Source organism: Parasutterella sp. (assembly GCF_057870745.1).
This window is the reverse complement of sequence record NZ_DBMALT010000004.1, coordinates 1-22860: the sequence shown is the minus strand read 5'-3', so window position 1 is coordinate 22860 and position 22860 is coordinate 1. Positions and strand designations below refer to the sequence as shown.

The following is a 22860-nucleotide window of genomic DNA, read 5'->3' as shown; positions in this document are numbered from 1 at the left end:
CCGAATCAGAATTGAAATTGTAATGACGGAGCCGAATGTTTCATAATCAAAGCTGACTATTTTCGGTGGTTTACTCATGCCTTTCGCTCACTTAAAAACGGGACGCTTTCACTACGAGGTGTTCGGAGATAAACAGCTTCCGGCAGTCCTATTAATCATGGGACTGGGAATGCCGGCTGCCGGCTGGCCCCGCAGCTTTATTTCCATGCTTCTTGAAAAAAGCCTTCGCGTCATCACCGTGGATAACCGGGACGCCGGTCTTTCTGAGCATTTTTCCCATCTGAAAACGTCTATGTCCGTTCCCGCTGCCATCGGCAGGACGCTTCTGCGCCTTCCTGTCCAGGCACCTTATTTACTCGAAGACATGGCCCTTGACCTGGTTCAGCTGCTTGATGAGTTAAGTCTTCAGAGAGCGCACGTCGTAGGCGCTTCTATGGGCGGCATGATCGGACAAACCTTAGCATCCATCCGCCCCTCCCGAGTCGCTTCTCTCACGTCCATCATGTCAGCTTCGGGAAATCCGCGGACCGGTCTCGGAAAACTGCGCGCTATTTATTCCATTCTTACGCACTCGGGAGATCTCTCGACAGAGGAAGGAAGGGAAAAACACCTCGAAAAGGTCTTTATGACTTTGAAGAGCCCGGCATACGAGTACACGGCGCAGGAAAGGCACGAGCTCCTTCATGAGATGAGCCGCTATGAGATCGATCAAACTGCCGGAGAACGTCAGCTTCTGGCGATTCTGGCAAGCGGAGACCGGTCGGGCGACATCGCTCGGATCACAGCTCCGACGTTAGTCATTCACGGCGAAGACGATCCCCTCCTCCCGCTGGCGGCGGGAAAAGAAGTCGCCGACTTGATTCCTAAATCTGAATTTCTCGCCCTGCCGCGGATGGGTCACGACTTGCCCCCGATCCATTTCGGGGCAATCACGCGATCGATCGCCTCTCTCGTGTGGCAAGCGGAAGCCTAGCTTAGGCCTCTTCCTTTGCGGCCCGCTCCTCTTCCAGACGCATCTTGCGAATCTTGTGACGAATGCGCTGTTTTTTAAGCATGCTCAGATGATCCACGAAAACCAAGCCATCTAAGTGGTCCATTTCGTGCTGAACGCAAACGGCTAAAAGTCCGTCGCATTCCAATTCAAAATAGTTTCCTTCCAAGTCCTGAGCCTTAATCTTTACCTGAGCCGGTCGGGTGACCTTATCGTAAATACCGGGAAGCGATAAGCAGCCCTCTTCCCAGGGTTTGGTCTCTTCGCTTGACTCAACAAGTTCCGGATTAACCAAGACCTTCAAGTCATTCTTCTCTTCGGTGATATCAATCACAATCAATCGAATATGGCGATCGACTTGTGTGGCGGCAAGACCTACGCCGGGAGCTTTGTACATTGTTTCGGCCATATCAGCGGCAAGCTGCTTGAGTTTGTCGTCAAACTCCGTAACCGTTGCTGCCTTGGTGGCAAGCCGCGGATCAGGATATTTAAGAATCGGAAGTAAAGCCAACTTTATGCTCCAAAAATCAATTTGTTATCTGTAAACCTTTAATAATACTCGTCGCTGCAACTACTTATATACAGACTAAAACACCTGTTACATGTTGATTAACGGAAAAGAAATCACCGCATCTTTGAAAAAGTGCTAATTTAGAAAAAGACATAAGTACATAATTATTGGATTAAAAATGGGCAAAACACTTGTCATCGCCGAAAAACCGTCTGTTGCAGGAGACATCGCACGGGCCATCGGCGGCTTAAAAAAGGTCGGCGACCACTACGAAGGAGATTCTTATATCGTTGCTTCCGCAGTGGGTCACCTGCTTGAGCTCAAGGAGCCGACAGAGTACGAAGTAAAAAGAGGCAAATGGAGCTTCGCAAACCTCCCGGTTATCCCCTCTCACTTTGACCTCGCTCCGATTAAAAAGTCCGAAACCAAATTGAACGGCCTCAAAAAACTCCTCAAGAGTAAAGAGGTCGATAAAGTCATAAACGCCTGTGATGCAGGACGTGAAGGCGAACTGATCTTCCGTTACATCATGGAAGCAGCAAAGAACAAGAAGCCGATTTACCGTTTATGGCTTCAGTCCATGACAAAAAATGCGATCCTCGATGCTTTCAAGCACCTGCGCACGGACGAACAAATGCAGCCTCTCGCTGATGCGGCCAAGAGTCGTTCTGAAGCCGACTGGCTGGTGGGTATCAACGGCACCCGTGCCATGACAGCATTTAATAGTAAGGACGGCGGCTTTTTCCTTACGACCGTCGGCAGAGTCCAGACGCCTACACTCGCGCTCGTTGTAAACCGTGAAGAAAAGATTCGAAACTTCGTTCCTCGCAATTACTGGGAGGTTCACGCCGACTTCAAAGCCAGCGCCGGCGTATACGAAGGCAAATATTTTGATCCTGCTTTTAAAAAGAGTTCGGATCCTGACTTGAAAGCAGAAAGGCTTTGGTCTGCTGAAGAAGCACAGAAAATTGCCGATGCGGTCAGAGGAAAGAAGGGTACGGTCACTGAAACATCTAAGCCCTCCACTTCTTCTTGCCCTGCCCTTTACGACCTGACTACGCTGCAGCGCGAGGCTAACTCCCGCTTCGGTTTCTCCGCCAAAACAACGCTTTCCATTGCTCAGGCGCTCTACGAAAAGCACAAACTGCTCACCTATCCTCGTACGGATGCCCGCGCATTGCCGGAAGATTATCTTCCGACCGTTAAAGAGACTTTAGGCGTCATCGCCCAAACATCCTCTCTCGGCAAATTTGCACAGAAGGCTCTGCAGGATAACTACGTCGTGTTCACTAAAAAAATCTTCAACAATGCCAAGATCAGTGACCACTTCGCCATCATTCCGACCGGCCAAGTCCCTAAAGGAACTTTGTCGGAAGTAGAGCAGAAGATCTACGACCTCGTAACAAAACGCTTTATCGCTGTTTTTTATCCTCCCGCTCAATTCCTGAATACGACGCGTACGACCGTTGTTGAGGGCTATCACTTTGTGAGTGAAGGAAAAGTCATGCAGCACCCCGGCTGGCTCGAAGTTTACGGCCGCACAAGCGAGGATTCCGGCAGCGAGTTAGTTCCGGTTGCAAAGGGCGAAACACCGCTTACCGTCAAATCGGATGCGCTCGGACTGGCGACAAAACCACCGGCCCGCTACACGGAAGCAACATTGCTGAGCGCAATGGAAAACGCAGGTAAAACCGTAGAAGAAGCTGAACTGCGTGACGCAATGTCCGAGAAAGGTATCGGAACCCCGGCTACACGCGCGGCAATTATCGAAGGGCTTATTGCTCAAAGCTACTTAATTCGTGAAGGACGTGAACTGATCCCGACGGCAAAGGCCTCCCAGCTCCTTACTCTCCTCAAGGGCCTGAATATCGAAACGCTTTCCGAGGCCGAACTCACCGGTGAATGGGAATACAAACTGTCTCAAATCGAAAAGGGACAGCTTTCCCGCAAAGACTTTATGAAAGAGATCGGTGACCTCACCCGCAGTATTGTGGATCAGGCAAAAAGCTACGGCGCCGACACAGTTCCGCTGAGCAACCCGGCGACGCTGAAAGCTCCCTGCCCGAAGTGCGGCGGAAAAATTGTCGAAAACTACAGACGATTTGCATGCACGTCGTGCGATTACAGCATTCCGAAACATCCCGGCGGAAGAACTTTTGCGCCTGAAGAAGTTGATGAACTGCTAACGAAAGGTCAGATCGGACCGCTTGACGGATTCATCAGCAAAATGGGACGGCCCTTCTCCGCGGTGCTCAAGCTCGGACCGGCGCCTGATTTCAAAATCGACTTTGATTTCGGAGAGAAGCCGGAACGTGAAACTGTCGATCTCGCAGAACTGCGCAAAACCGAGCCCGTAGGAAAGTGCCCTGTCTGCGGCAAGAATGTCTATGAGACGGAAAACGCCTACGTCTGCGAGGATCACCTCGATCCGAATGCGAAGAAGAAGTGCTCATTCCGCAGTTCTAAAGTCATCTTGCAGCAGCTGATCAGCCGCGAGGAAATGAGTAAGCTTCTTTCCACCGGCTCCACGGATCTGCTGCACGATTTTGTCTCTAACCGAACAAAACGAAAATTCTCGGCTTATCTGGTCACGGACAGCAAGGGCAAAATCGGATTTAAGTTCGAGGAAAAGACCGGCGATAAGAAGGCACCGGCCGGCGCCAAAAGATCCCCCAGAACGGCTAAAAAAGCGGAAGCCTAGGTCGTCTGAAGAGGTTTGACTGGAATGAGAACGGGAGATATGTCGCCCGTTCTCATTTTATTTATGCTCCTCGTCCGCAGGCGCTGCGGCATCCTTATCCGGCTCAGATGAGCCCTCAGGAAGTACGGGTTTCTTTTCCTCATCCTTTGAACCGATTTTGGTCACCAGAATCTGGTCGATTCTGTGACGTTCGACGTCGATGACTTCAAATCGATAACCGCCGTACTCAATGTGATCCGTTAACTTCGGAATCTTACGAAGCATATACATCATGAAGCCGGCTAAGGTTTCATAAGTTTCGTCCTCCGGCAGCTGACCGAAATCAAACACACGTTCAACGTCGTCGATCGGAGTCGCGCCGTCTATCAGCCACGAACCGTCGGAACGCTGAACAATCTGGGCCTCATCCGGCGTCAAAACGAACTCTCCCATGACGGTGCTCATAATGTCGTTCAAGGTAATCACACCGACGGTCAGGGCGTACTCATTCAGCACCACCGCAAAGTCGGAGCGCTGGGTTTTAAAGAGGTCCAAAACTTCCGACAGTGTCAGTGAGTCGGGAACAGCCGGAAGAGAAGAAATGCAGTTCTGATCTTTAAGAGAAAAGGTCTTTCCTTCAATGACTCGGCGAAGGATATCTTTCGAGTCCACATAGCCGATAACGTGGTCAATGTCTCGATCACATACAGGGAATTTATTGTGAGGGCTGGAAGCAATCTTCTTCGCAATACTTTCATAGCTCTCATCCAGCGTGAAATAAACGACATATTCTCGTGCCGTCATCGCGCTCGGAACCAAACGGCTTTCCAAGTCCATCACATTTTCAATCGCAGCCTGTTCGCTCGGCGCGATCAAACCGGCAGCCGCGCCTGCGTCCACTGTTGCGACGATGTCTTCACTCGTAATCTTGTTTTTATTTTGAGTCGGCAGTCCGAACAGTTTCATCAAAGCGTTGGAAATAACTGTCAGCAGCCAAACAAAAGGCTTCAAAACTTTGATAAGGACCTGCATGGAACCGATCAAACGGACGGAAATTTTTTCCGGATTGGTCAGACCGATGCGTTTCGGCAGGAGGTCGGCAAAGATGATGAACAACATCGTGATTAGGAGGAATGAACACAAAAACGATGTTGTCTCTAAATACTGAGCCGGAACAAACCATTTAAACAGGCCGGCAAACACATCTGTGAAAGCGGCTTCACCAACAATACCGCCGAGGATCGCGACCGCGTTAATGCCGATTTGAATAACAGAGAAAAACGGTCCGGGTTTTTCCTGCAGATTGATGACTTCCTGAGCGCGCTTGTCACCGTTCTCGGCCATTTGAGTCAGCCTGACTCGGCGGGAACCGGCGAGAGAGATTTCCGATATGGCGAAGTAGGCGGCCGCCACGATCAGAGCGAAGATAGATAAAAGTTTTAAAGATAAATCCATGTTTGTTCTTTCCTTTCCCGTATAAGCCTACCAAAAGGAACGTCCAAACATAAGAAGATTCAGAGATTCCTCTTACAAGTAAGGATTGATGTTCCCAAGCTGGTAATGTCTGATCTTGTCTTTCAAAGCATCAGCTTCGGCCATGTAGTGAATCAACAGCGCCAAAGCATCACTCTGAAGATCAAAGGTTCTGCGCAGTCTGGCGGCCTTGCGGATCACCACAAAACTGCGGGAAACATATCGTCCGTGATCTAAAAATTCATCCAGCGCGCCCAGATCCCTAATCTCATTAAAAATCTCCGCGGGCAGCCCGCTTACTTCCTGCAGTTCTTCGGGACTGAACGTGGTCTGCACTTCCGTAACAATCATCTGACTCATCGTTTATCTCCTACAGGTTTTCTCTCGGGTTGAATTTCGAGGCTTCCGCTATCTTCTGATAGAGCTCTTTCACTTCGTCAGAAGGAGCGGACGGAACAACGATCGAGATCACCAAATACATATCGCCTGCCGGTCCTTTCTTGTTCGGGAAGCCCTTGCCGCCGATACGAATCTTCTGTCCAGCCTTGGCACCGGCCGGAATCTTGACGGAAATCTTCCCTCCCGAGAGTGTCGGCACAACGACTTCGGCACCCAAAACAGCTTCGAAGTCGGCCAGAGGAACGGTCTGATAGACGTCTCTTCCTTCAACCTTGAAGCGGCCTTCCTCAATGATATTAATCGTGATGTACAGGTTACCGTTCGGACCGCCGTTGTAACCCGGGCCGCCCTTGCCGGTCACTCTCATCTTCTGTCCGTCGATCGTGCCTGCCGGAACCTTAATTTCCAAGGTCTTAGTAACATGGCGCACTCGACCGTCAGCTGTTTCTTCCGGCTCGCGCAGAGAGATACTCACGGTTGTTCCGTTAAAAGCCTGTTCCGGAGTAATTTGAACTTCTGCGTTCAAATCCTCACCGGCCTGCGGACGTGCGGCACGAGCGCCGCCTCCCATATGAGAGAACAAATCAGCGAAATCAAATCCGCCACCGCCAAAATCAAAGCCTTCAAAGCCGTGCGAAGCACCGCCACCGAAACCGCCCCATCCGGGAGGCTGTTCAAAACTACTGCCTTCTCTGCGCTGACCGAGCTGGTCGTAAGCTGCTTTCTTTTCCGGATCGGACAGAGTTTGGTAGGCCTCGTTCACATCCTTGAACTTAGCTTCAGCATCCTTTTCTTTGGAGACATCCGGGTGATATTTATGTGCCAGCTTTCGGAAGGCCTTCTTAATATCGGCTTCCGAAGCCGAGCGATCCACGCCTAAAATTTTGTAGTAATCCTTGTATTCCATAACAAGTCCCCTGTGTGATCGTCTCAGTTTGTACCTTTTAAGGCGAATTAATCTCCCGACCGTCTAAAAATGGGCAATCTATTCGTAATTCCGACGCGATGAAGGCGTCTGTCCACAAGTTTTCCCTCAAAGACGGTTGAAGCGGGTTTCAATGTGTTAAAAATTAATCATCTTTCCAACCGGAGAATCTCAAATGAATCAAACCATTCTGGCCGGCGCCTTAGCGGCCGTATCCCTCTCTCTTGCCGCCCCTGCCTTTGCAGGTCCGGTCTTGGATAAAGTTAAGGCCAACGATGTTGTCGTGTGCGGTGTCAATACTGCTGCGCCCGGCTTCTCTAATGCAGACAGCAAAGGCAACTGGACCGGCTTAGACGTCGATTATTGCCGTGCGTTAGCCGCCGCTGTTCTCGGCGACGCCAATAAAGTGAAATTCGTCCCCCTGAACTCCCCGCAGCGTTTCTCCGCTCTTCAGGCCGGTGAAGTTGATGTTCTCGCCAGAAATACAACCTGGAACCTGACTCGCGATGCTTCTTTAGGTGCAGTCTTTGTGGGAACCAACTACTACGACGGTCAGGGCTTCTTAGTTCCTAAAAAATTAAACGTAAAATCCGCTAAGCAACTGAACGGAGCCACAATCTGCGTTCAGTCCGGCACCAGCAGCGAGCCCAGCGTCGCCGATTACTTCAAGTCTCACGGCATGAAATACAAAGCCGTTCTTTTTGACACTACTGAAGCGACTCAAGGTGCTTTCCTCTCTGGCAGATGCCAGGTTTACACAACCGATATGAGTGACTTGGCCGGCGCAAGAACGAAAGTTGCTAACCCCGATGATTATGTGATTCTGCCTGAAGTTATCTCTAAGGAACCTCTCGGACCTTCCGTCCGCCGCGGTGATAACGAATGGTTCCAGATTGCCCGCTGGGTGCTCAATGCGTTCATCGAAGCCGAAGAAAAAGGCATCACTCAGGCAAATGCCGATGAGCTCCGTAAAACTTCGACAGATCCGAACGTCAAGCGCCTCCTCGGCTCCGGTGAAGATATGGGCAAACTCCTCGGCCTGGATAAAGACTGGTCTTACCGCATTGTTAAGCAGGTCGGCAACTACGGTGAAAGTTTTGAAAGAAACTTAGGACCGAAGACTCCGCTGGCTCTCCCTCGCGGAATCAATAATCAGTGGACCAACGGCGGCATTCTCTACGCTCCTCCCGTCCGCTAACCGATTCCATTTTTAATTTATATTTAATTGCGGCATGGAATTTTGTATTCCTGCCGCAATTCCGCAGTATCAAAAACAAATTAGTACAAGATAATGAATCACCCGCACGGTGACGCCGCATGGCTCAAAAGGGAAGCAAGCAGAAAACGTAAGGCCTTTATATGGCAGTCCGCCATACTTGTGGTCCTCACCATTATTTTCGGCAGCTTCATCTTCAATATTTCTGCCAACCTCGCAGCCAGAAATATTCATTCCGGTTTCGCCTTTCTCCATGAACAGGCAGGCTTTGAAATAGGTGAGTCTCTCATCTCTTTTAGTTCTACGGAAGCTTATTTCAAAGCCTTTCTTGTCGGACTGCTCAATACCATCAAAGTTTCCGTCGTTTCCATCATTACGGCGACGGTCCTTGGCGTCATCATCGGCCTTATGCGGTTGTCAAAACATCCGCTTCTGAAATTTTTAGGTGCAGCGCACGTCGAGTTTTACCGCAACATCCCGCTCATCGTACAGCTTCTCCTGATCTACCTCATCATCACCGAGCTGCTTCCGGATTCTATGGAAGCGGTGAAATTCGGCTCTTGGGGACTCCTCTCTAAGGCGGGACTTCAATTTGCCGTACCGCGGTCCAATGCCGTCGCCTGCGCTTGGTCCTTTCTGACTGCCGCTTTAGCTTTCTTCGTCGCGCGTCCCCTCCTCCTCAAAATTTATACCGGCTTGATCTCAACGGTTTTATCGCTTTCCGGCGCAATTGCCGTGGGCGGAATTGCTTGGCTGTGTTTTGGATTCTTCGGCGGATGGTCTAAACCGGAACTGCAGGGCTTCGCCATTGAAGGGGGAGCATCTCTTTCTCCTGAGTTTTTGGCGCTGTGGATCGGGCTGACATTCTTTACTTCTTCTTCAATTGCTGAAATTATCCGTGCAGGCGTATTAGCAGTGCCGAAAGGCCAGTGGCATGCCGCTGAAGCGCTTGGGATGACACGCCTAGAAGCCATCAGCTATGTCATTTTTCCCCAGGCTCTGAAACTGGCTATTCCGCCTCTGGCCAGCCAGTACATGAACCTAACAAAAAACTCTTCCCTGGCTGTCGTGGTGGGTTATCCGGATTTAGTTTCGATCGGAAATTCAACCATCAACCTCAACGGACAGGCCCTCGAAGTCATCGTGATCATCATGTCTGTTTATCTGTTCCTAAATCTGGTGATTTCTGTAGTAATGAACAGCATCAACAGAATTGTCATTAGGGGAAGCCGATGAAGAGACCTCAAAGCGCTTTTCCTGCAAATCTGTGGAGGTCGTTTTTTTACTCTCCGATTGCGTCCGTCGTTACTATCGGTTTGTTCCTCTTAATCGGAGCTGCGGGATGGTATGCCTGGAGATGGGGCGTTTCAGATGCCATTTTCAGAGCTGACTTTAAAGCTTGTATGAATAACCACGACGGCGCCTGCTGGGGCTTCGTGACAGAGAAGTGGCGCCTGATTTTATTCGGTCGCTTCCCTTATGACGAGCAGTGGAGAGCCGCGGCAGCGACCGGCGGCGTCATCCTGATGCTGATCATCTCGGCCTTTCCTCAGCTTTGGAACCGCACCGGCTGCAAAATTCTGACCGCGGGCTGGGTCCTCGCCTTAGGCTCATTTTTCGTTCTGATGCTGGGCGGCTGCTTCGGTCTGTCAAAAATCGACCCAGACTACTGGGGCGGTCTGCCGCTGACTATTATCCTGACGCTCTTCGGCATGACGGCCTCTACGCCGTTAGGCATCCTGCTGGCACTCGGACGACGCTCCAAAATGTCTGCGATCCGAATGCTCTGCATCGGTTACATTGAGCTCGTGCGCGGAGTCCCTCTAATTACTGTTTTATTTGTCGCATCCTTTATTTTTCCGCTGATCCTTCCGCCCGGTTTTAGGATCGATGCATTTTGGCGAATTGTGATCGGTATCGTTCTTTTCCAGGCGGCTTACATGGCTGAGACCATTCGAGGCGGACTTCAGACGATTCCAAAAGGACAATATGAAGCGGCCGCATCCTTGGGGCTCTCTAAGTACCAAATCTACACTTCGGTTATTCTCCCGCAGGCATTGGTCACCGTCATACCTGCGTTCGTGAACAATCTTCTTTCGACGTTCATGGATACGTCGCTGGTGACAATCGTCTCCATGTATGACTTAACCGGCAGCCTGCGTCTTGCTTTGGGTGATCCCAATTGGCGCAACTTCTTCTTGGAAGGCTACCTATTTATTGCCATCATTTATTTTGTGTTCAGCCTGATTATGTCTCGATACAGTATCTGGCTCGAAAAACGCATCCAGCGCAGCAAAGAACAGGCGGCTCTCTCAGCAAAAAAGGAACATTAACGTCATGGCTTTAAAAGAAGTTTTTCAACACAGCATCGCCTTGTGCGACATCGATCCTGAATTGGCAGGCGTGCCCCGTAAACAGGTTTGGGAAGCGCTCAAGAAAGCTTATCTGAATCGACATGAATACCTGGACTTCTTCCTTGACAGCAAGCCCTTAAAGAGTGAAACCGTTGAAGAAAAGGAAAGGATCGACCTGGAAATCAAACTTTCCGGACAAAACGGCGGTCAAACAATTGTTGAACATCACGAACTTGATCCGGAAAAATCCATAACAACCACGATTGATGCAACGGCTGCGGGGACTGAGTCTCAGTTAAAGATTGTTTTGGAAGAAACGGCAGAAGGCTTCGTTCTGCACTTTATTTATGCGCAAAACCTAGACGAAAATCAGGCGGAACAAACTGCGGAGGAAAAAGAATACCGCCAGTTTTTATTCCGGGCCTGGGCTTGGAAGGACGGCGAGGTCTGCAAGGCCGTAGCGGCTCAACTGGAGAAAGACGCCCTCGCCAAAACCGTTCAATAAAAGAGGCATTAACACCGAAGGGGCCGCAGATGCGGCCCCTTCTTCATTTAACGCTGAATAACTTCAGAATTAGATCTTGCCAACCAAGTCAATGGAAGGCTTCAAGGTCTTCTGACCGGGTTTCCATTTGGCCGGGCAAACCATTCCGGGGTTGGCTTCCACGAACTGAGCGGCCTGAACCTTACGGAGAAGCTCTTTAGCGTCACGGCCGATGCCTTCGTCATGGATTTCGCAAATGACGATACGGCCTTCAGGATTGATCACGAAAGTACCGCGCTGAGCAAGACCAGCGCTCTCGATCATGACACCGAAGTTACGAGTCATCTGACCTGTCGGGTCGCCGAGCATCGGGAATTCAACCTTCTTGATGGCTTCGGAAGAATCGTGCCAGGCTTTGTGTGTGAAGTGTGTATCGGTAGAAACGGAATAAATTTCGCAACCGATCTTCTTGAACTCTTCATAGTTGTCAGCCAGATCTTCGAGCTCGGTCGGGCAAACGAAAGTGAAGTCAGCCGGGTAGAAGAAAACCACGGACCATTTGCCTTTCAGGTCTGCGTCTGTGATCTTTTTGAATTCGAAGCCCTGGAAGGCTTCGACGCTGAAGGGCTGAAGCTGTGTTCCTACTAAAGACATGAGTTTTACTCCTAAAAATGTTTGTCTGAGCAAGATAGAGTAATTGAGAGGGTTTCGCAACCTTAAAAATTCATTTTGGGATTAAAGCGATTCTTTACTTCGTATTTTTAATATTTTCTTTATATTTTTCAAATAATTAACATTTAGAAATAGATCGAAGATTTTGTAACGCGATATTTCTTGTTAAATCACCCACTTACCGCTATTATCGAAAGCTCATTTCTCTATTTTTAGGAGCTTACATGTCCGGTCCATTGCCAAAAGAAGCCCCGGTTCTGCCGCCTCTTCCCGAAAGTGTCAATGAAACTTTCAAAATCCTGGAAAACAATCCCGTCGTCAAAGATGCTCTGAAGCAAATTAAGGAAGAAGAGCAGCTCACTATGGCTGACCAGATCGCTCTGACAGAGATCGAAGCTCCTCCTTTTCATGAAGAAGTCAGGGCCGCTTACTTTGCAGACAGGCTTCGCGAGCTAGGCCTGACTAATGTTCGCATTGATAAGGAAGGCAATGTGATCGGCACTCGTCCGGGTAAAGGAAACGGTCCGCGTTTAGTTTTAGGCGCCCATCTCGACACGGTCTTCCCTGCCGGAACAAATGTAAAGGTTCGACAGGAAGGAACAAAATACTATGCCCCCGGAATTTCGGATGACGCCCGCGGCTTAGCTGTCGTATTAGAAGTGCTGCGCACCCTTCAGAAATTCAATATCCAGACCGAGGGCGATCTGCTCTTTATCGGAAGCGTAGGAGAAGAAGGCAACGGAGACCTGCGCGGAGGAAAATACTTGTTCTCTTCTAAGGAGGAGCACATTGACGGCTTCATTTCCGTAGACTCTGCCTGCGTTGCTCAGCTTCTTCACGGCTCCACCGGTTCCCGCCGTTTTCGTGTCACCTACGAAGGTCCGGGAGGTCACAGCTGGGCCGCATTCGGAATCCCCAGTGCCACGCATGCATTAGGCCGTGCCATTGCAAAAATTGCCGACCTCAATGTCCCTGAGACTCCGAAAACGACTTTCACTGTCGGTACCGTCGTCGGAGGTTCTACTGTTAACTCCATCGCTGCAAAAGCCACGATGGAAATCGACACTCGCTCAATCAACAATGATGAATTGAACAAAATTGTCGATCAGGTCCTTCCGCTTCTGACCGAAGCTTGCGAAGAAGAAAACAAACGATGGAACGCTTCCGAAGAAAATAAGATTAAAGTCATTATTGATCCGATCGGACATCGTCCTGCCGGAGACCAGCCCGACTCCAGCCCTGTCCTTTTAGCCGCACGCGGCGCAATGAAGGCCGTCGGCATTGAGCTACGCTCCTATGACTGCGCAAGTACCGATCAAAATGTTCCGCTTAGCCTAGGCATCCCCGCAACCACGATCGGTGGCGGCGGATCCGAAGGACACAACCACAGCCTGACGGAATGGTATGACTCGACCGATTCTTACCTCGGCCCGCAGTTAGCCCTCATGACGGTTCTCTCGCTCGTCGGTTTAGAAGGTCAGACTAAGCCGCTTCTTCCGAAGCGCACGGCTTCCTAACAGCTTTTTTATTAGCCGATCTGAACTCGCCTCTCAACGGAGGCGAGTTCTTTGCTTTTTGGGAACAAAGCTGCAGCGAAAAGGCTAGCCTTCTTTTGTTTCGGCTACACTTCCCGAATCAATAACTTCTTTCTGAGAAATGGTGTTTGGTGTGTCCGGCAAATTGAAATTTATTCTCGTTTCGGCGTTATTAATCGCGCTTGGTGTTCCTTTGTCCGGGAACCGAACGATTGCCGCAGAACATTCCGCAGCGACACCTCAGGCGGCCGCCCCTGCGAAGACTACGGCAGAACAATCTGCCGCCAAAGAAAATGAGAGTGCGTCTGCCGACCCGTCAATCCCCGAAGTCAATCTGACGAGCCGCATTCTTTTTCAGCTTATCGCAAGCGAAATTGCCCTCCAGAGAGGTCAGCCCGGTGCGGCTTACCAGACCTACCTTACGCTCGCTGAAGAAACCGGCGATCCGAGAATTGCCGAGCGCGCTGCACAAATCGCGCTTGCCTTAAACGCTCCGAAAGAATTCCAAAAAGCCGTCTCCGAGTGGATCAAGCTCTCTCCTGACAACCCCAAAGCCCAGGAAGCATTTATTGCCAGCGGCATTGTTTCCAACGAGCTGGATAAAGTCGCCGGGACCGCCGGGGCCTTCTTAGCTAAATCTAAAGACAGAGGAGCTGAGATTATTAAACTCCAGACCCAGCTGGCTTTAATGAAGGACAAGGCAAAGGCTTTATCCTTTTTCCGAACGGTTACCGGAAAGTATTCCAAACTCTATCAAACTCAGCTTGGGTTGGCTCGGTTAGAGGCTTTAAACGGCAACGTAGCCGCCGCGGAAAAATACTCTAAAAACGCTTTCAAACTCGCTGAGAATGAAGAAACCGCTTTAACTTACGGAAGTGCCCTGCTTCGGACCAATCCAAAAGAGGCTGAGCAAATCTTAGCTCGGTACTTAAAGAAAAATCCGAAAGCCGTTCGTATTCGCGACGCCTATTCACAGCTGCTTTTCCAGACAAAAAATTTCTCTGCTCTAGACTCTTTGGAAAGGGAATACAGGGATGATGATCGCTACCTGATTGCCCTTGCAATTAGCTATGTGCAAATTTCCGACACCAAGAAGGCAAAATCCATTCTTGAGTCTGTCGTAGAACGCCTGAAAAACAATCCGGACGATGAAAATCTCTCACGCGCCTATCTGCTGCTGAGTGATATTGCCGCTGATGAAAAAGAGCTGCCAAAAGCTTTGGACTACGCTTCTAAAGTCAAAGGAAAGTTATCGGCTGCCTCAGCACTTCAGACGGCAAATATTTATTCTCGAGAATCTAAATGGGATGACGCCCTGAAAGCGCTCAAGACGATAAAAGAGGATCAGGAACCTGCCATCGTCGAGGAAGCAGCGTTGTTTAAGGCACGCATCCTTCTGGAAACAAATGGAGAGAAAGCCGCTTTTGATGCCCTGAATGCTTCGCTAATCACCACGCCTTATTCAAAAGCGCTTCATTACGAAGCTGCCCTGCTTGCCGAGCGGCTTGACGACATTAAAACGGCGGAATTCCACTTAAAGAAAGCCATAGAAATCGATCCGGGCTTTGCCAACGCTTATAACTCGCTTGGTTACACGCTCTTAGAGCAGACTAAACGCATCAAGGAGGCAGAACGGTACATCAACCAGGCTTATCAGCTTGATCCGAGGAATCCGTACATTCTGGACTCCAAAGGCTGGCTGGCCTTCAAGCAGAAAAAATACGCTAAAGCAGTTGAGTATTTGAACGATGCATTAAAACTTCAGAAAGAGCTCGATATTTATCTGCACCTTGCTGAGGTTTATTGGGCACAAGGCAATAAACGCAAAGCTGCCGAAGTTCTGAAAGAAGCCGAAAAGCTTTGGCCTGATGCGACAGAGCTCACCACATTGAAAAAATGCCTAAAGATGCCAAATGCGCAAAATTAATTTCCTAGCGCTTCTCTGCCTTCTTGTACTGTGCTCCTGTACTACTCTCATCCCTCAAAATGCAGAGGTGTGGACGGGACGATTCTCGGTTGCCTCTAAATCCGGAATCTCGGTGGACAGACACAGCGGATCTTTTCGGCTGATCGTTTTGCCTGAGAAAAAGGTTCTGAACATAAACGGACCTTTCGGAACCAAAATCGCCTCCATCGAAGAAACGCCGGAAGAATGCACACTGGTTAACTCCGATAATGAAACTTACAAGGCACGAAATTCATCTGCCCTGGTTAATCAGGTCATTGGAATACCTTTAAGTCTCGACCGCCTTCTGGCTTGGCTTAAAAACGATAAAAACGCGGATGACTTCAATTCCTACGACTGGAATGTGAAATCCGAAGATAAGGGAGGAGCGCTGCGCATTAGAGCCGAAGGCTACGTACCCTCGACCGATTCTCGAGTGACGCTGACAATCCTGCCAAGGAGAGAGCCGTGAAATGCTGCTTGAATCTGCCCGCCCCGGCAAAGCTTAATTTGTTTTTGCATGTCGTCGGCAGAAAACCGGACGGTATGCACCTGCTGGAATCTGTCTTCAGCATGATCGACTTGTGCGATTATCTTGATTTTGAAGTTCTCAATGAACCCAAAATCATTCGAGAAGGTGACACCCGCTGGGCCTTGGAAAAAGATCTCTGTTATAGAGCAGCAAAGCTCATGCAGCAATTTGCCCCGAATTTGGGCGTCCGCATTACTGTCCGCAAGAACATACCCGACGGAGCGGGCATGGGCGGAGGCTCCTCCGACGCAGCGACTTGTCTGATTGCGCTCAATAGATTGTGGAACATCAACAAAAAGCGTAACGAACTTTTAAATCTGGCTGTCACGCTTGGGGCTGATGTCCCCTTTTTTATCTTCGGACAGACAGCTTTTGCTGAAGGTGTCGGAGAAGTCCTGAGGCCTGTCGTTATTGACGATTTCGAGGGGGCTGTTGTTTTTCCCGGCATGAGTGTTCCTACCGCTGAAGTGTTCAAAAGTCCTAATTTGACAAGAAACACGGATTCCATCAGAATTACGAATTCCTCTAGCGCGGCTTTGCTTCGCCTGCCGCTAGATTTCGGGCACAACGATCTCGAACCTGTGGCGGCAGATATCTGTCCTTCAGTGAAAGAGGCGATTAACTGCTTGAAGCAGTTAGGAAAAGCCCGAATGACCGGCTCAGGTTCAGCAGTGTTTTACGCGGTAAAATCGGGCGCAGAAGTGCGTTTGATTTCTAATCTACCCATAGGTTGGAGACAATGGGCATTCAGGAGTCTTAAATTTCACCCGCTTTACGACTGGGTCTGATTTAGGTCTGCTGTACGTAGGGGAGTAGCCAAGTGGTTAAGGCACCGGGTTTTGATCCCGGCACGCGAAGGTTCGACTCCTTCCTCCCCTGCCAATTTTCGGACGAGCTTCTCGTCTTTTATTTTTGCGTTTTTTCACTCAGTTGATCGAGCACAATCATGGTCCAAATGGTTCCAGACAGCCTGATGGTCTTTTCAGGCAACGCTAACCCGAAATTAGCACAAGCTGTAGTTCAACACCTCAATATTCCTCTTGGCCGTGCAACGGTCAGCCGCTTCTCTGACGGGGAAGTTCAGGTCGAATTAAATGAAAATGTTCGCGGCCGCGACGTTTTCATCATCCAACCTACTTGCCAGCCGACAAATGACAATTTGATGGAATTAGTCATTATGGTCGACGCGCTCCGCAGAGCTTCCGCCGCTCGTATTACTGCAGTTATTCCTTACTATGGCTATGCACGCCAGGACAGACGTCCCCGCTCAACTCGTGTAGCTATCAGCGCGAAAGTTGTTGCCAATATGCTCCAGGCTGCAGGCATCGACCGAGTTCTGACGATGGACCTTCATGCGGACCAGATCCAGGGCTTCTTTGATGTTCCGGTAGACAATATTTATGCCAGCCCGATCCTTTTAGGCGATTTGTGGAAGCATAACTATTCTGATTTGGTTGTCGTATCTCCGGACGTCGGCGGTGTCGTTCGCGCACGTGCCGTCGCCAAACGCATGGAGTGCGATCTCGCAATTATTGATAAGCGCCGTCCCAGAGCCAACGTATCTGAAGTAATGAACATCATCGGAGAAATCGAAGGTCGCACTTGCGTGATCGTCGATGACATCGTTGATACTGCGGGAACCCTTTGCCATGCTGCAGATGCTCTTAAAGCCCGCGGCGCCAAGAGAGTGCTTGCTTACGCAACACACCCCGTTTTCTCCGGCAACGCCGTAGAAAAAATTACAAATTCTGCTCTCGATGAAGTGGTCGTTACTGATACAATCCCGCTTCGTCAAGATGCACTTGACTGCCCGAAGATCAGACAGTTGTCCTGCTCTTCTCTTCTGGGCGAAACAATTTCTCGCATTGCTTGCGAGTCCTCGGTAAGCAGTTTGTTTGCCGAATAGATACCCCACTGTCGGCTGGTCGCGGCTGACAGTTTTATTTTTGGAGTTTATTTAAATGAAATTCACTGCTGTCACACGTAAAGCGCAAGGTACGGGTGCGAGCCGCCGCCTTCGCCGTGCGGAAAAGCTTCCTGGCATCGTCTACGGTGGTAAGGTTGCTGCTACCCCTATCGAACTTGATCACAACGAAATTTTCCACGCTCTCCGCAAGGAAAAATTCCATGCCTCCATCCTTGAGATGGTCCTCGATGGTAAGTCCGAACGTGTCCTGCTTCGTTCTTTCCAAATGCATCCGTACAAACCGCAGGTTCTGCATATCGACTTCCAGCGTATTTCCGCTGATGAACAGATCCGCATGAATGTACCGCTGCATTTCGTCGGTGAGGAAAAATCCCCGGCTGTTACAGTTGATAAGACCAACGTTAACCACGCTCTCACAGAGCTTCTGGTTTCCTGCTTGCCCGACCAGCTGCCCGAATTCATCACAGTCGACCTCTCCGGTCTTACAGTTGATAAACCGGTTCACGTTTCTGACCTCGTTCTTCCGGAAGGCGTCACAGCCGTCCTGAAGCCTGAAGAAGATCCGACAGTTGCTTCTGCTGTTGTCGTTGCTGAAGAAAGCACCTCTGACGAAGCTCCTGCCGTACCGGCTGACGCTGTTCCTGCTACTGCAGAGAAATCCGCTGAGGAAGGCGCAGAAAAGGCTTAATTTAATAAGCTTTAGGTTGCTCAAAATGTACGCCGCAGAAGTCTGCGGCGTATTTTTTATCCATAATGTGCAGTCACTTAATAATGCACAAGTTCGGAGTAGATAATTGTCCGCCAATCCTTTTTTAGAGTTAGGGCTCTCAGAAAATCTTGTTAATTCCCTTTCTTCATTAGGTTTTGAAGAACCGACCCCAATTCAAACGAAAGCTATCCCTGTTCTTTTAGAAGGGAGAGACGTTCTGGGTCAGGCTGCCACCGGTACCGGAAAAACTGCTGCCTTCTCTCTTCCGCTGATTCAGCGTTATTGTTTGGATACCGAGCCCGGCAAACCTCAGGTGCTGATTCTCACACCTACCCGAGAACTTTGTATTCAAGTTTCAGAAGCTATCAATAGCTTTGCCAGAAGCTCAGGCGTTTACGTTTTGCCGGTGTACGGCGGACAAGATTACTCTCGCCAAATCAAAGCTCTTTCCAGAGGTGTTCAGATCGTTGTAGCAACACCTGGCAGAGCTCTTGACCATATCCGGCGAGGAACACTTAACCTGACTGAAATTAAAGCGGTCGTGCTGGACGAAGCCGACGAAATGCTGGATATGGGATTTGCGGAAGATCTGGAAGCGATCTTTGCAGCTCTTCCGGAAAAACGTCAGACCGCACTTTTCTCAGCCACCTTGCCGCCGAAAATCGCAAAGATTGCCGAAAACCATTTGCATGATGCCTTCCATATCCTCATTCCGAAAGAAAAAGTTCCGGAAGGAGAACAGCCGAAGGTTAAACAGTCTGCCTACATCGTCGGACGAAATCACAAAACCGCTGCATTGGGCAGAATTTTGGATATTGAAAGTCCTCGACTTGCCATTGTTTTCGCACGTACACGAAACGAAGTCGATGAGCTTGCTGAATCCCTCCGCGGCAGAGGCTACAGCGTTGAGCCTCTCCATGGCGGCTTAGACCAGGCACAGCGCGACCGCGTGATGAAACGCGCAAGAGCAGAACAGGTTGACGTTATCGTCGCAACCGACGTCGCTGCACGAGGAATTGACATTGATCACCTGACTCATGTTATTAATTTCGGCATTCCGTCTTCTGCTGAAACTTACGTCCACCGTATCGGTAGAACCGGACGCGCAGGAAGAGAAGGCACTGCGATTACGATTTTGGAACCTCGCGAAAGCCGTTTGCTCAAGAACATTGAACGCTTAACAAAGAGAAAAATTACTTTACTGTCCGTTCCGACTGCTACCGACGTACACGCAAAGAGACTGGATCTTACAAGAAGTTCCATCCACGAAATTCTGGTTAATGAGTCCGACTTAGGCAAGTATCGCTCTGTCGTTGAAAACCTCGCAGACGAATTTGATATCCTCGACGTGGCCGCTGCAGCCGTGAAATTTGCGAATGAAGCAAATTGGAAGGATGTATCCGAAATCGAACTTCCTGATGATCTTTCTTGGAAGAAAGCGCCTCGAGAAGACCGACGCGACAGAGGTGAAAGAGGCGAACGTACGCGCAAAGAGAGAGGTCCACGCGAGCTCTCTCAAGGTATGGTGCGTCTTTTCATCGGAGCCGGTCGTGATGCCGGAGTCCGTCCTCAGGACCTTGTCGGCGCGATCGCTAATGAAGCCGGAATACCTTCTAAGTTGATCGGTTCAATTGATATTGCAGACAGATTCTCGCTTGTTGAAGTTGATGAGAATGTCGCTCAGGATGTTATTTACGCTCTGAGGGATGCCTTCATCAAAGGACGCCAGTGCGTAGTAAGATACGACCGGGAAGGCTCTCCGAAATCCTATCCGAGTAAAAAGGAAGGAAAAGATTCTGAGAAACCTTCACGCAAAGGCAAAGGGAACAAGAAAGCATACAAATGAGCAATACAAGTATCCGTCTGATTGTCGGGCTGGGGAATATCGGAGACGCCTATAAAGGCACAAGACATAATGCAGGATTTCATTTTGTTGATGAAGTTGCTAATGAGTACGGGGCACGATTTCAGGCGGATCGGAAATTTTTTGGTGATGTTGCAAAGGCTAGGATCGGAGGGGTGGAAGTCATCCTTCTAAAACCCTCCACCCTGATGAATTTATCAGGGAAAGCAGTTGCGGCTGTCAGCGCTTTTTACAAAATAACTCCTTCGGAAATCCTTGTCGCGCATGACGAGCTTGATCTCCTCCCGGGAACGGCCAGATTAAAAATCGGCGGAGGCTCTGCAGGACACAACGGTCTCAAAAGTATTGTTTCCTGCCTCGGCAGCTCCGACTTTGTTCGTCTAAGAATCGGTATCGGCCACCCGCGGGACAGGCAGCTTCAAATTCCTGTTGCTGACTATGTTTTATCTCGTCCCCCGAAAGAAGATCAGGAACTTATCTCTTCAGCAATCAAAAAGGCCTTGAGCTGCATAGATGAAATTGTTGAGAGAGATTTTTCCCGTGCTATGTCAATTCTTAATGAAAAAAACGATCCTCGTAAGTAGCTGCCTTTTGGGCCGCAAGGTACGTTACGACAAAACTTCAAAACCTTTGCCAAAAGAGCAGCTTATAGCCCTTGAAGAAAAATTTAATCTCGTCGGAGTCTGCCCGGAAGTTTTGGGCGGTCTCCCTTGTCCCCGCCAACCGGCTGAAATTTCAAGAGATCGCGAAGTCTTAACGCAAAGCGGACAGGTTCTTTCAACTTTTTTCTTAAAAGGAGCCCACGAGGCTCTGAATATCTGCAAGAATTACGGCATCCAACTTGCTGTTTTAAAGTCTAAAAGTCCGTCTTGCGGATTTGGAAAAATCTACGACGGAACGTTTTCCGGTTGCTTAATTAACGGAAACGGAATCACTTCCGATTTACTGCTTAAAAACGGCGTTAAAGTCATTAATGAGTCAGAACTTGATGCGTGGCTCAAAACTGTAAAGGAATAAAGATGGGTTTGAAATGCGGAATCGTAGGCTTACCTAACGTTGGTAAGTCCACATTATTCAACGCGTTAACAAAAGCTGGAATTGCGGCAGAGAATTATCCTTTCTGCACGATTGAGCCTAATGTCGGTATTGTTGAAGTACCTGACCCTCGTTTAGCAAAGTTAGCTGAAATTGTTTCTCCGCAAAGAATTGTCCCGGCAACGGTCGAATTCGTAGACATTGCAGGTTTAGTTGCAGGTGCAAGCAAAGGCGAAGGCCTCGGAAACCAGTTCCTGGCCAATATTCGTGAATGCGATGCTATTGCTCACATCGTTCGCTGTTTCAATGACGATAATATCGTCCACGTCGCAGGCCACGTCGACCCTCTCGAAGACATCTCTGTAATCAACATGGAGCTTGCCTTAGCTGACCTTGCTTCTGTGGATAAGCAGCTGAATAAATACACTAAGCAGGCTCGTTCCGGCGGTGACAAAGAGGCTCTGAAACTCGTCACTGTTTTAGAAAAGATTCGTCCTGTCCTCAATGAAGGAAAACCGGCAAGAAGCGTGGACCTCTCTAAAGACGAGAAAGCTGTCATCAAGCAGCTGTGTCTCTTGACGATGAAACCGGTCATGTATGTTGCCAATGTAGAAGAGGACGGCTTTGAGAATAATGCCCTTCTTGAAGAAGTTAAAGCAGTCGGTGTAGAGGAAAAAGCTCCTGTGGTTGCTGTATGCGCCAAGATTGAGGCAGAAATTTCCGATCTTCCGGATGAAGAAAAACAAATTTTCCTTGAAGATATCGGTATGCACGAGCCTGGTCTGAATCGTGTCATACGAGCCGCTTATCAGCTTCTCGGACTGGAGACATACTTCACTGCCGGCGTTAAAGAAGTAAGAGCTTGGACGATCCATAAAGGCGATTTAGCACCGCAGGCTGCAGGCGTCATTCACACGGACTTCGAAAGAGGTTTCATCCGCGCTCAAACCATCAGTTACGATGATTTCGTACAGTACAAAGGTGAGGCAGGCGCCAAAGAAGCCGGAAAACTCCGCGTAGAAGGTAAGGATTACGTTGTTCAGGATGGCGACATCATGAACTTCTTATTCAACGTTTAATATGGCCCTCACGAGCACTAAACAAAGACAGGAAATCGGCAATCGCCTCAAAGAGGAACGAGAGCGGCTGGGCTACAGCGAGATTCAAATTGCTCAGCTCCTCGGAATTCCTATTGACGCTTATATTCGATTTGAGGAAGGGTTAGCTGATCCCGGAATTTACCGTATGCCTCGTTTGTCTTCCATTGGCTTTGATGTTCTTTACATCATCACGGAGGAGAGGCATATTCCCGGATTAGAAGAAGATCTGCTTCTTCAGAAATTCCGCTCTCTTTCTCTAAAAGGAAAGGTTTCCGTATTCAATACCATCGACGCTCTTGAAAGATTGGCGCCAAACCTAAAGAGAAAGATTCGCAGTGTGAAGCGCTCAAAAACTGATTAACTCAAAACCTCGGCCTAAAAACCGAGGTTTTATTTTCTCGGCTACAGATAAACAAAAACCTCTTGAACGGTTAGGTCCAAGAGGTTTGTCTTTTATGGAGAGCCCGGAGACTACCTACTTTCGCAAGAAATACAACTCACTATCATC

Annotated in this window: 22 protein-coding genes and 1 tRNA gene; 18 read left to right on the top strand and 5 right to left on the bottom strand. The window is 49.3% G+C overall.

Annotation, left to right across the window (positions count from 1 at the left end):
• Positions 1–76: 76 nt before the first annotated feature.
• Positions 77–973, top strand: a complete 897-nt coding sequence (locus ACZND6_RS01980; RefSeq protein ID WP_370749139.1) for an alpha/beta fold hydrolase — start codon at positions 77–79, stop codon at positions 971–973.
• Between the two features lies 1 nt (position 974).
• Here ACZND6_RS01980 and def read toward each other — a convergent pair whose 3' ends face one another.
• Positions 975–1502 carry a peptide deformylase gene (def, locus tag ACZND6_RS01975; protein WP_370749137.1) on the bottom strand — a complete coding sequence of 176 codons (528 nt, stop codon included), beginning with the start codon at positions 1500–1502 and terminating at the stop codon, positions 975–977.
• Positions 1503–1680: 178 nt separating this feature from the next.
• Here def and ACZND6_RS01970 point away from each other — a divergent pair, with 178 nt between their 5' ends.
• Complete coding sequence (locus tag ACZND6_RS01970; protein WP_489524340.1) at positions 1681–4203, top strand: DNA topoisomerase III; 2523 nt, start codon at positions 1681–1683, stop codon at positions 4201–4203.
• 57 nt (positions 4204–4260) lie between these two features.
• On the opposite strand, the gene paeA is transcribed toward ACZND6_RS01970, so the two are convergent.
• The 3 genes from paeA to ACZND6_RS01955 all read right to left on the bottom strand — a co-directional run bounded on the left by paeA (position 4261) and on the right by ACZND6_RS01955 (position 6961).
• Positions 4261–5637 (bottom strand): polyamine export protein PaeA, encoded by a 1377-nt coding sequence (gene paeA / locus ACZND6_RS01965; RefSeq protein ID WP_370749133.1) that lies wholly within the window; start codon positions 5635–5637, stop codon positions 4261–4263.
• A gap of 72 nt (positions 5638–5709) precedes the next feature.
• Positions 5710–6015 (bottom strand): hypothetical protein, encoded by a 306-nt coding sequence (locus ACZND6_RS01960; protein ID WP_370749131.1) that lies wholly within the window; start codon positions 6013–6015, stop codon positions 5710–5712.
• Positions 6016–6025: 10 nt separating this feature from the next.
• Positions 6026–6961 (bottom strand): DnaJ C-terminal domain-containing protein, encoded by a 936-nt coding sequence (locus ACZND6_RS01955; RefSeq protein ID WP_489524339.1) that lies wholly within the window; start codon positions 6959–6961, stop codon positions 6026–6028.
• 193 nt (positions 6962–7154) lie between these two features.
• Here ACZND6_RS01955 and ACZND6_RS01950 point away from each other — a divergent pair, with 193 nt between their 5' ends.
• From ACZND6_RS01950 to ACZND6_RS01935, 4 genes are all read left to right on the top strand, one after another.
• Positions 7155–8177 (top strand): amino acid ABC transporter substrate-binding protein, encoded by a 1023-nt coding sequence (locus tag ACZND6_RS01950; protein WP_293737603.1) that lies wholly within the window; start codon positions 7155–7157, stop codon positions 8175–8177.
• A gap of 93 nt (positions 8178–8270) precedes the next feature.
• The gene (locus ACZND6_RS01945; RefSeq protein WP_489524338.1) at positions 8271–9431 is read left to right on the top strand and encodes an amino acid ABC transporter permease; all 1161 of its coding nucleotides are present in this window, start codon (positions 8271–8273) and stop codon (positions 9429–9431) included.
• A complete protein-coding gene (locus ACZND6_RS01940; protein WP_489524337.1) occupies positions 9428–10528 on the top strand; it encodes an amino acid ABC transporter permease in 1101 nt (366 codons plus the stop codon). The genes ACZND6_RS01945 and ACZND6_RS01940 overlap by 4 nt, the downstream gene beginning before the upstream one ends.
• Before the next feature lie 4 nt (positions 10529–10532).
• Complete coding sequence (locus tag ACZND6_RS01935) at positions 10533–11054, top strand: DUF1857 family protein (protein ID WP_293737600.1); 522 nt, start codon at positions 10533–10535, stop codon at positions 11052–11054.
• A gap of 69 nt (positions 11055–11123) precedes the next feature.
• Here ACZND6_RS01935 and ahpC read toward each other — a convergent pair whose 3' ends face one another.
• Positions 11124–11687 (bottom strand): alkyl hydroperoxide reductase subunit C, encoded by a 564-nt coding sequence (ahpC, locus tag ACZND6_RS01930; RefSeq protein ID WP_300875911.1) that lies wholly within the window; start codon positions 11685–11687, stop codon positions 11124–11126.
• Between the two features lie 242 nt (positions 11688–11929).
• On the opposite strand from ahpC, the gene ACZND6_RS01925 reads away from it, so the two are divergent.
• The 12 genes from ACZND6_RS01925 (at position 11930) to ACZND6_RS01870 (ending at position 22713) form a co-directional block, all read left to right on the top strand.
• On the top strand, positions 11930–13222 hold the full coding sequence (locus ACZND6_RS01925) for a M20/M25/M40 family metallo-hydrolase (protein WP_293737598.1): 1293 nt from the start codon (positions 11930–11932) through the stop codon (positions 13220–13222).
• 151 nt (positions 13223–13373) lie between these two features.
• Complete coding sequence (locus ACZND6_RS01920) at positions 13374–15167, top strand: tetratricopeptide repeat protein (protein WP_489524336.1); 1794 nt, start codon at positions 13374–13376, stop codon at positions 15165–15167.
• A complete protein-coding gene (locus tag ACZND6_RS01915; protein WP_293737596.1) occupies positions 15154–15657 on the top strand; it encodes a lipoprotein insertase outer membrane protein LolB in 504 nt (167 codons plus the stop codon). Before ACZND6_RS01920 ends, ACZND6_RS01915 begins: the two co-directional genes overlap by 14 nt.
• Entirely contained in the window at positions 15654–16505 is an 852-nt protein-coding gene (gene ispE / locus ACZND6_RS01910; RefSeq protein ID WP_489524335.1) for a 4-(cytidine 5'-diphospho)-2-C-methyl-D-erythritol kinase, read from the top strand. Before ACZND6_RS01915 ends, ispE begins: the two co-directional genes overlap by 4 nt.
• An 18-nt stretch (positions 16506–16523) precedes the next feature.
• A tRNA-Gln gene (locus ACZND6_RS01905) sits at positions 16524–16599 on the top strand.
• Between the two features lie 73 nt (positions 16600–16672).
• Positions 16673–17623 (top strand): ribose-phosphate pyrophosphokinase, encoded by a 951-nt coding sequence (locus ACZND6_RS01900; protein WP_008810318.1) that lies wholly within the window; start codon positions 16673–16675, stop codon positions 17621–17623.
• A gap of 55 nt (positions 17624–17678) precedes the next feature.
• Positions 17679–18332 (top strand): 50S ribosomal protein L25/general stress protein Ctc, encoded by a 654-nt coding sequence (locus ACZND6_RS01895; protein WP_489524334.1) that lies wholly within the window; start codon positions 17679–17681, stop codon positions 18330–18332.
• A gap of 106 nt (positions 18333–18438) precedes the next feature.
• Complete coding sequence (locus ACZND6_RS01890; RefSeq protein WP_489524333.1) at positions 18439–20199, top strand: DEAD/DEAH box helicase; 1761 nt, start codon at positions 18439–18441, stop codon at positions 20197–20199.
• Positions 20196–20801 (top strand): aminoacyl-tRNA hydrolase, encoded by a 606-nt coding sequence (gene pth, locus ACZND6_RS01885; RefSeq protein ID WP_489524332.1) that lies wholly within the window; start codon positions 20196–20198, stop codon positions 20799–20801. The genes ACZND6_RS01890 and pth overlap by 4 nt, the downstream gene beginning before the upstream one ends.
• The gene (locus tag ACZND6_RS01880; protein WP_489524331.1) at positions 20776–21234 is read left to right on the top strand and encodes a 2-thiouracil desulfurase family protein; all 459 of its coding nucleotides are present in this window, start codon (positions 20776–20778) and stop codon (positions 21232–21234) included. Before pth ends, ACZND6_RS01880 begins: the two co-directional genes overlap by 26 nt.
• 2 nt (positions 21235–21236) lie before the next feature.
• Positions 21237–22331, top strand: a complete 1095-nt coding sequence (gene ychF, locus ACZND6_RS01875; RefSeq protein WP_008810323.1) for a redox-regulated ATPase YchF — start codon at positions 21237–21239, stop codon at positions 22329–22331.
• 1 nt (position 22332) lies between these two features.
• Entirely contained in the window at positions 22333–22713 is a 381-nt protein-coding gene (locus ACZND6_RS01870; RefSeq protein WP_008810324.1) for a helix-turn-helix domain-containing protein, read from the top strand.
• The last annotated feature ends 147 nt before the right edge of the window (positions 22714–22860 follow it).

Bases quoted from the DNA above. Each gene is read 5' to 3' on its own strand.
- ACZND6_RS01980 (WP_370749139.1), top strand. From the start codon at position 77: ATGCCTTTCGCTCACTTAAAAACGGGACGCTTTCACTACGAGGTGTTC.
- ACZND6_RS01935 (WP_293737600.1), top strand. From the start codon at position 10,533: ATGGCTTTAAAAGAAGTTTTTCAACACAGCATCGCCTTGTGCGACATC.
- ACZND6_RS01900 (WP_008810318.1), top strand. From the start codon at position 16,673: ATGGTTCCAGACAGCCTGATGGTCTTTTCAGGCAACGCTAACCCGAAA.
- ahpC (WP_300875911.1), bottom strand. From the start codon at position 11,687: ATGTCTTTAGTAGGAACACAGCTTCAGCCCTTCAGCGTCGAAGCCTTC.
- ACZND6_RS01895 (WP_489524334.1), top strand. From the start codon at position 17,679: ATGAAATTCACTGCTGTCACACGTAAAGCGCAAGGTACGGGTGCGAGC.
- ACZND6_RS01960 (WP_370749131.1), bottom strand. From the start codon at position 6,015: ATGAGTCAGATGATTGTTACGGAAGTGCAGACCACGTTCAGTCCCGAA.
- ACZND6_RS01925 (WP_293737598.1), top strand. From the start codon at position 11,930: ATGTCCGGTCCATTGCCAAAAGAAGCCCCGGTTCTGCCGCCTCTTCCC.
- ACZND6_RS01970 (WP_489524340.1), top strand. From the start codon at position 1,681: ATGGGCAAAACACTTGTCATCGCCGAAAAACCGTCTGTTGCAGGAGAC.
- ACZND6_RS01955 (WP_489524339.1), bottom strand. From the start codon at position 6,961: ATGGAATACAAGGATTACTACAAAATTTTAGGCGTGGATCGCTCGGCT.
- ychF (WP_008810323.1), top strand. From the start codon at position 21,237: ATGGGTTTGAAATGCGGAATCGTAGGCTTACCTAACGTTGGTAAGTCC.
- ACZND6_RS01870 (WP_008810324.1), top strand. From the start codon at position 22,333: ATGGCCCTCACGAGCACTAAACAAAGACAGGAAATCGGCAATCGCCTC.
- ACZND6_RS01880 (WP_489524331.1), top strand. From the start codon at position 20,776: ATGAAAAAAACGATCCTCGTAAGTAGCTGCCTTTTGGGCCGCAAGGTA.
- pth (WP_489524332.1), top strand. From the start codon at position 20,196: ATGAGCAATACAAGTATCCGTCTGATTGTCGGGCTGGGGAATATCGGA.
- paeA (WP_370749133.1), bottom strand. From the start codon at position 5,637: ATGGATTTATCTTTAAAACTTTTATCTATCTTCGCTCTGATCGTGGCG.
- ACZND6_RS01915 (WP_293737596.1), top strand. From the start codon at position 15,154: ATGCGCAAAATTAATTTCCTAGCGCTTCTCTGCCTTCTTGTACTGTGC.
- ACZND6_RS01940 (WP_489524337.1), top strand. From the start codon at position 9,428: ATGAAGAGACCTCAAAGCGCTTTTCCTGCAAATCTGTGGAGGTCGTTT.
- ACZND6_RS01950 (WP_293737603.1), top strand. From the start codon at position 7,155: ATGAATCAAACCATTCTGGCCGGCGCCTTAGCGGCCGTATCCCTCTCT.
- ACZND6_RS01945 (WP_489524338.1), top strand. From the start codon at position 8,271: ATGAATCACCCGCACGGTGACGCCGCATGGCTCAAAAGGGAAGCAAGC.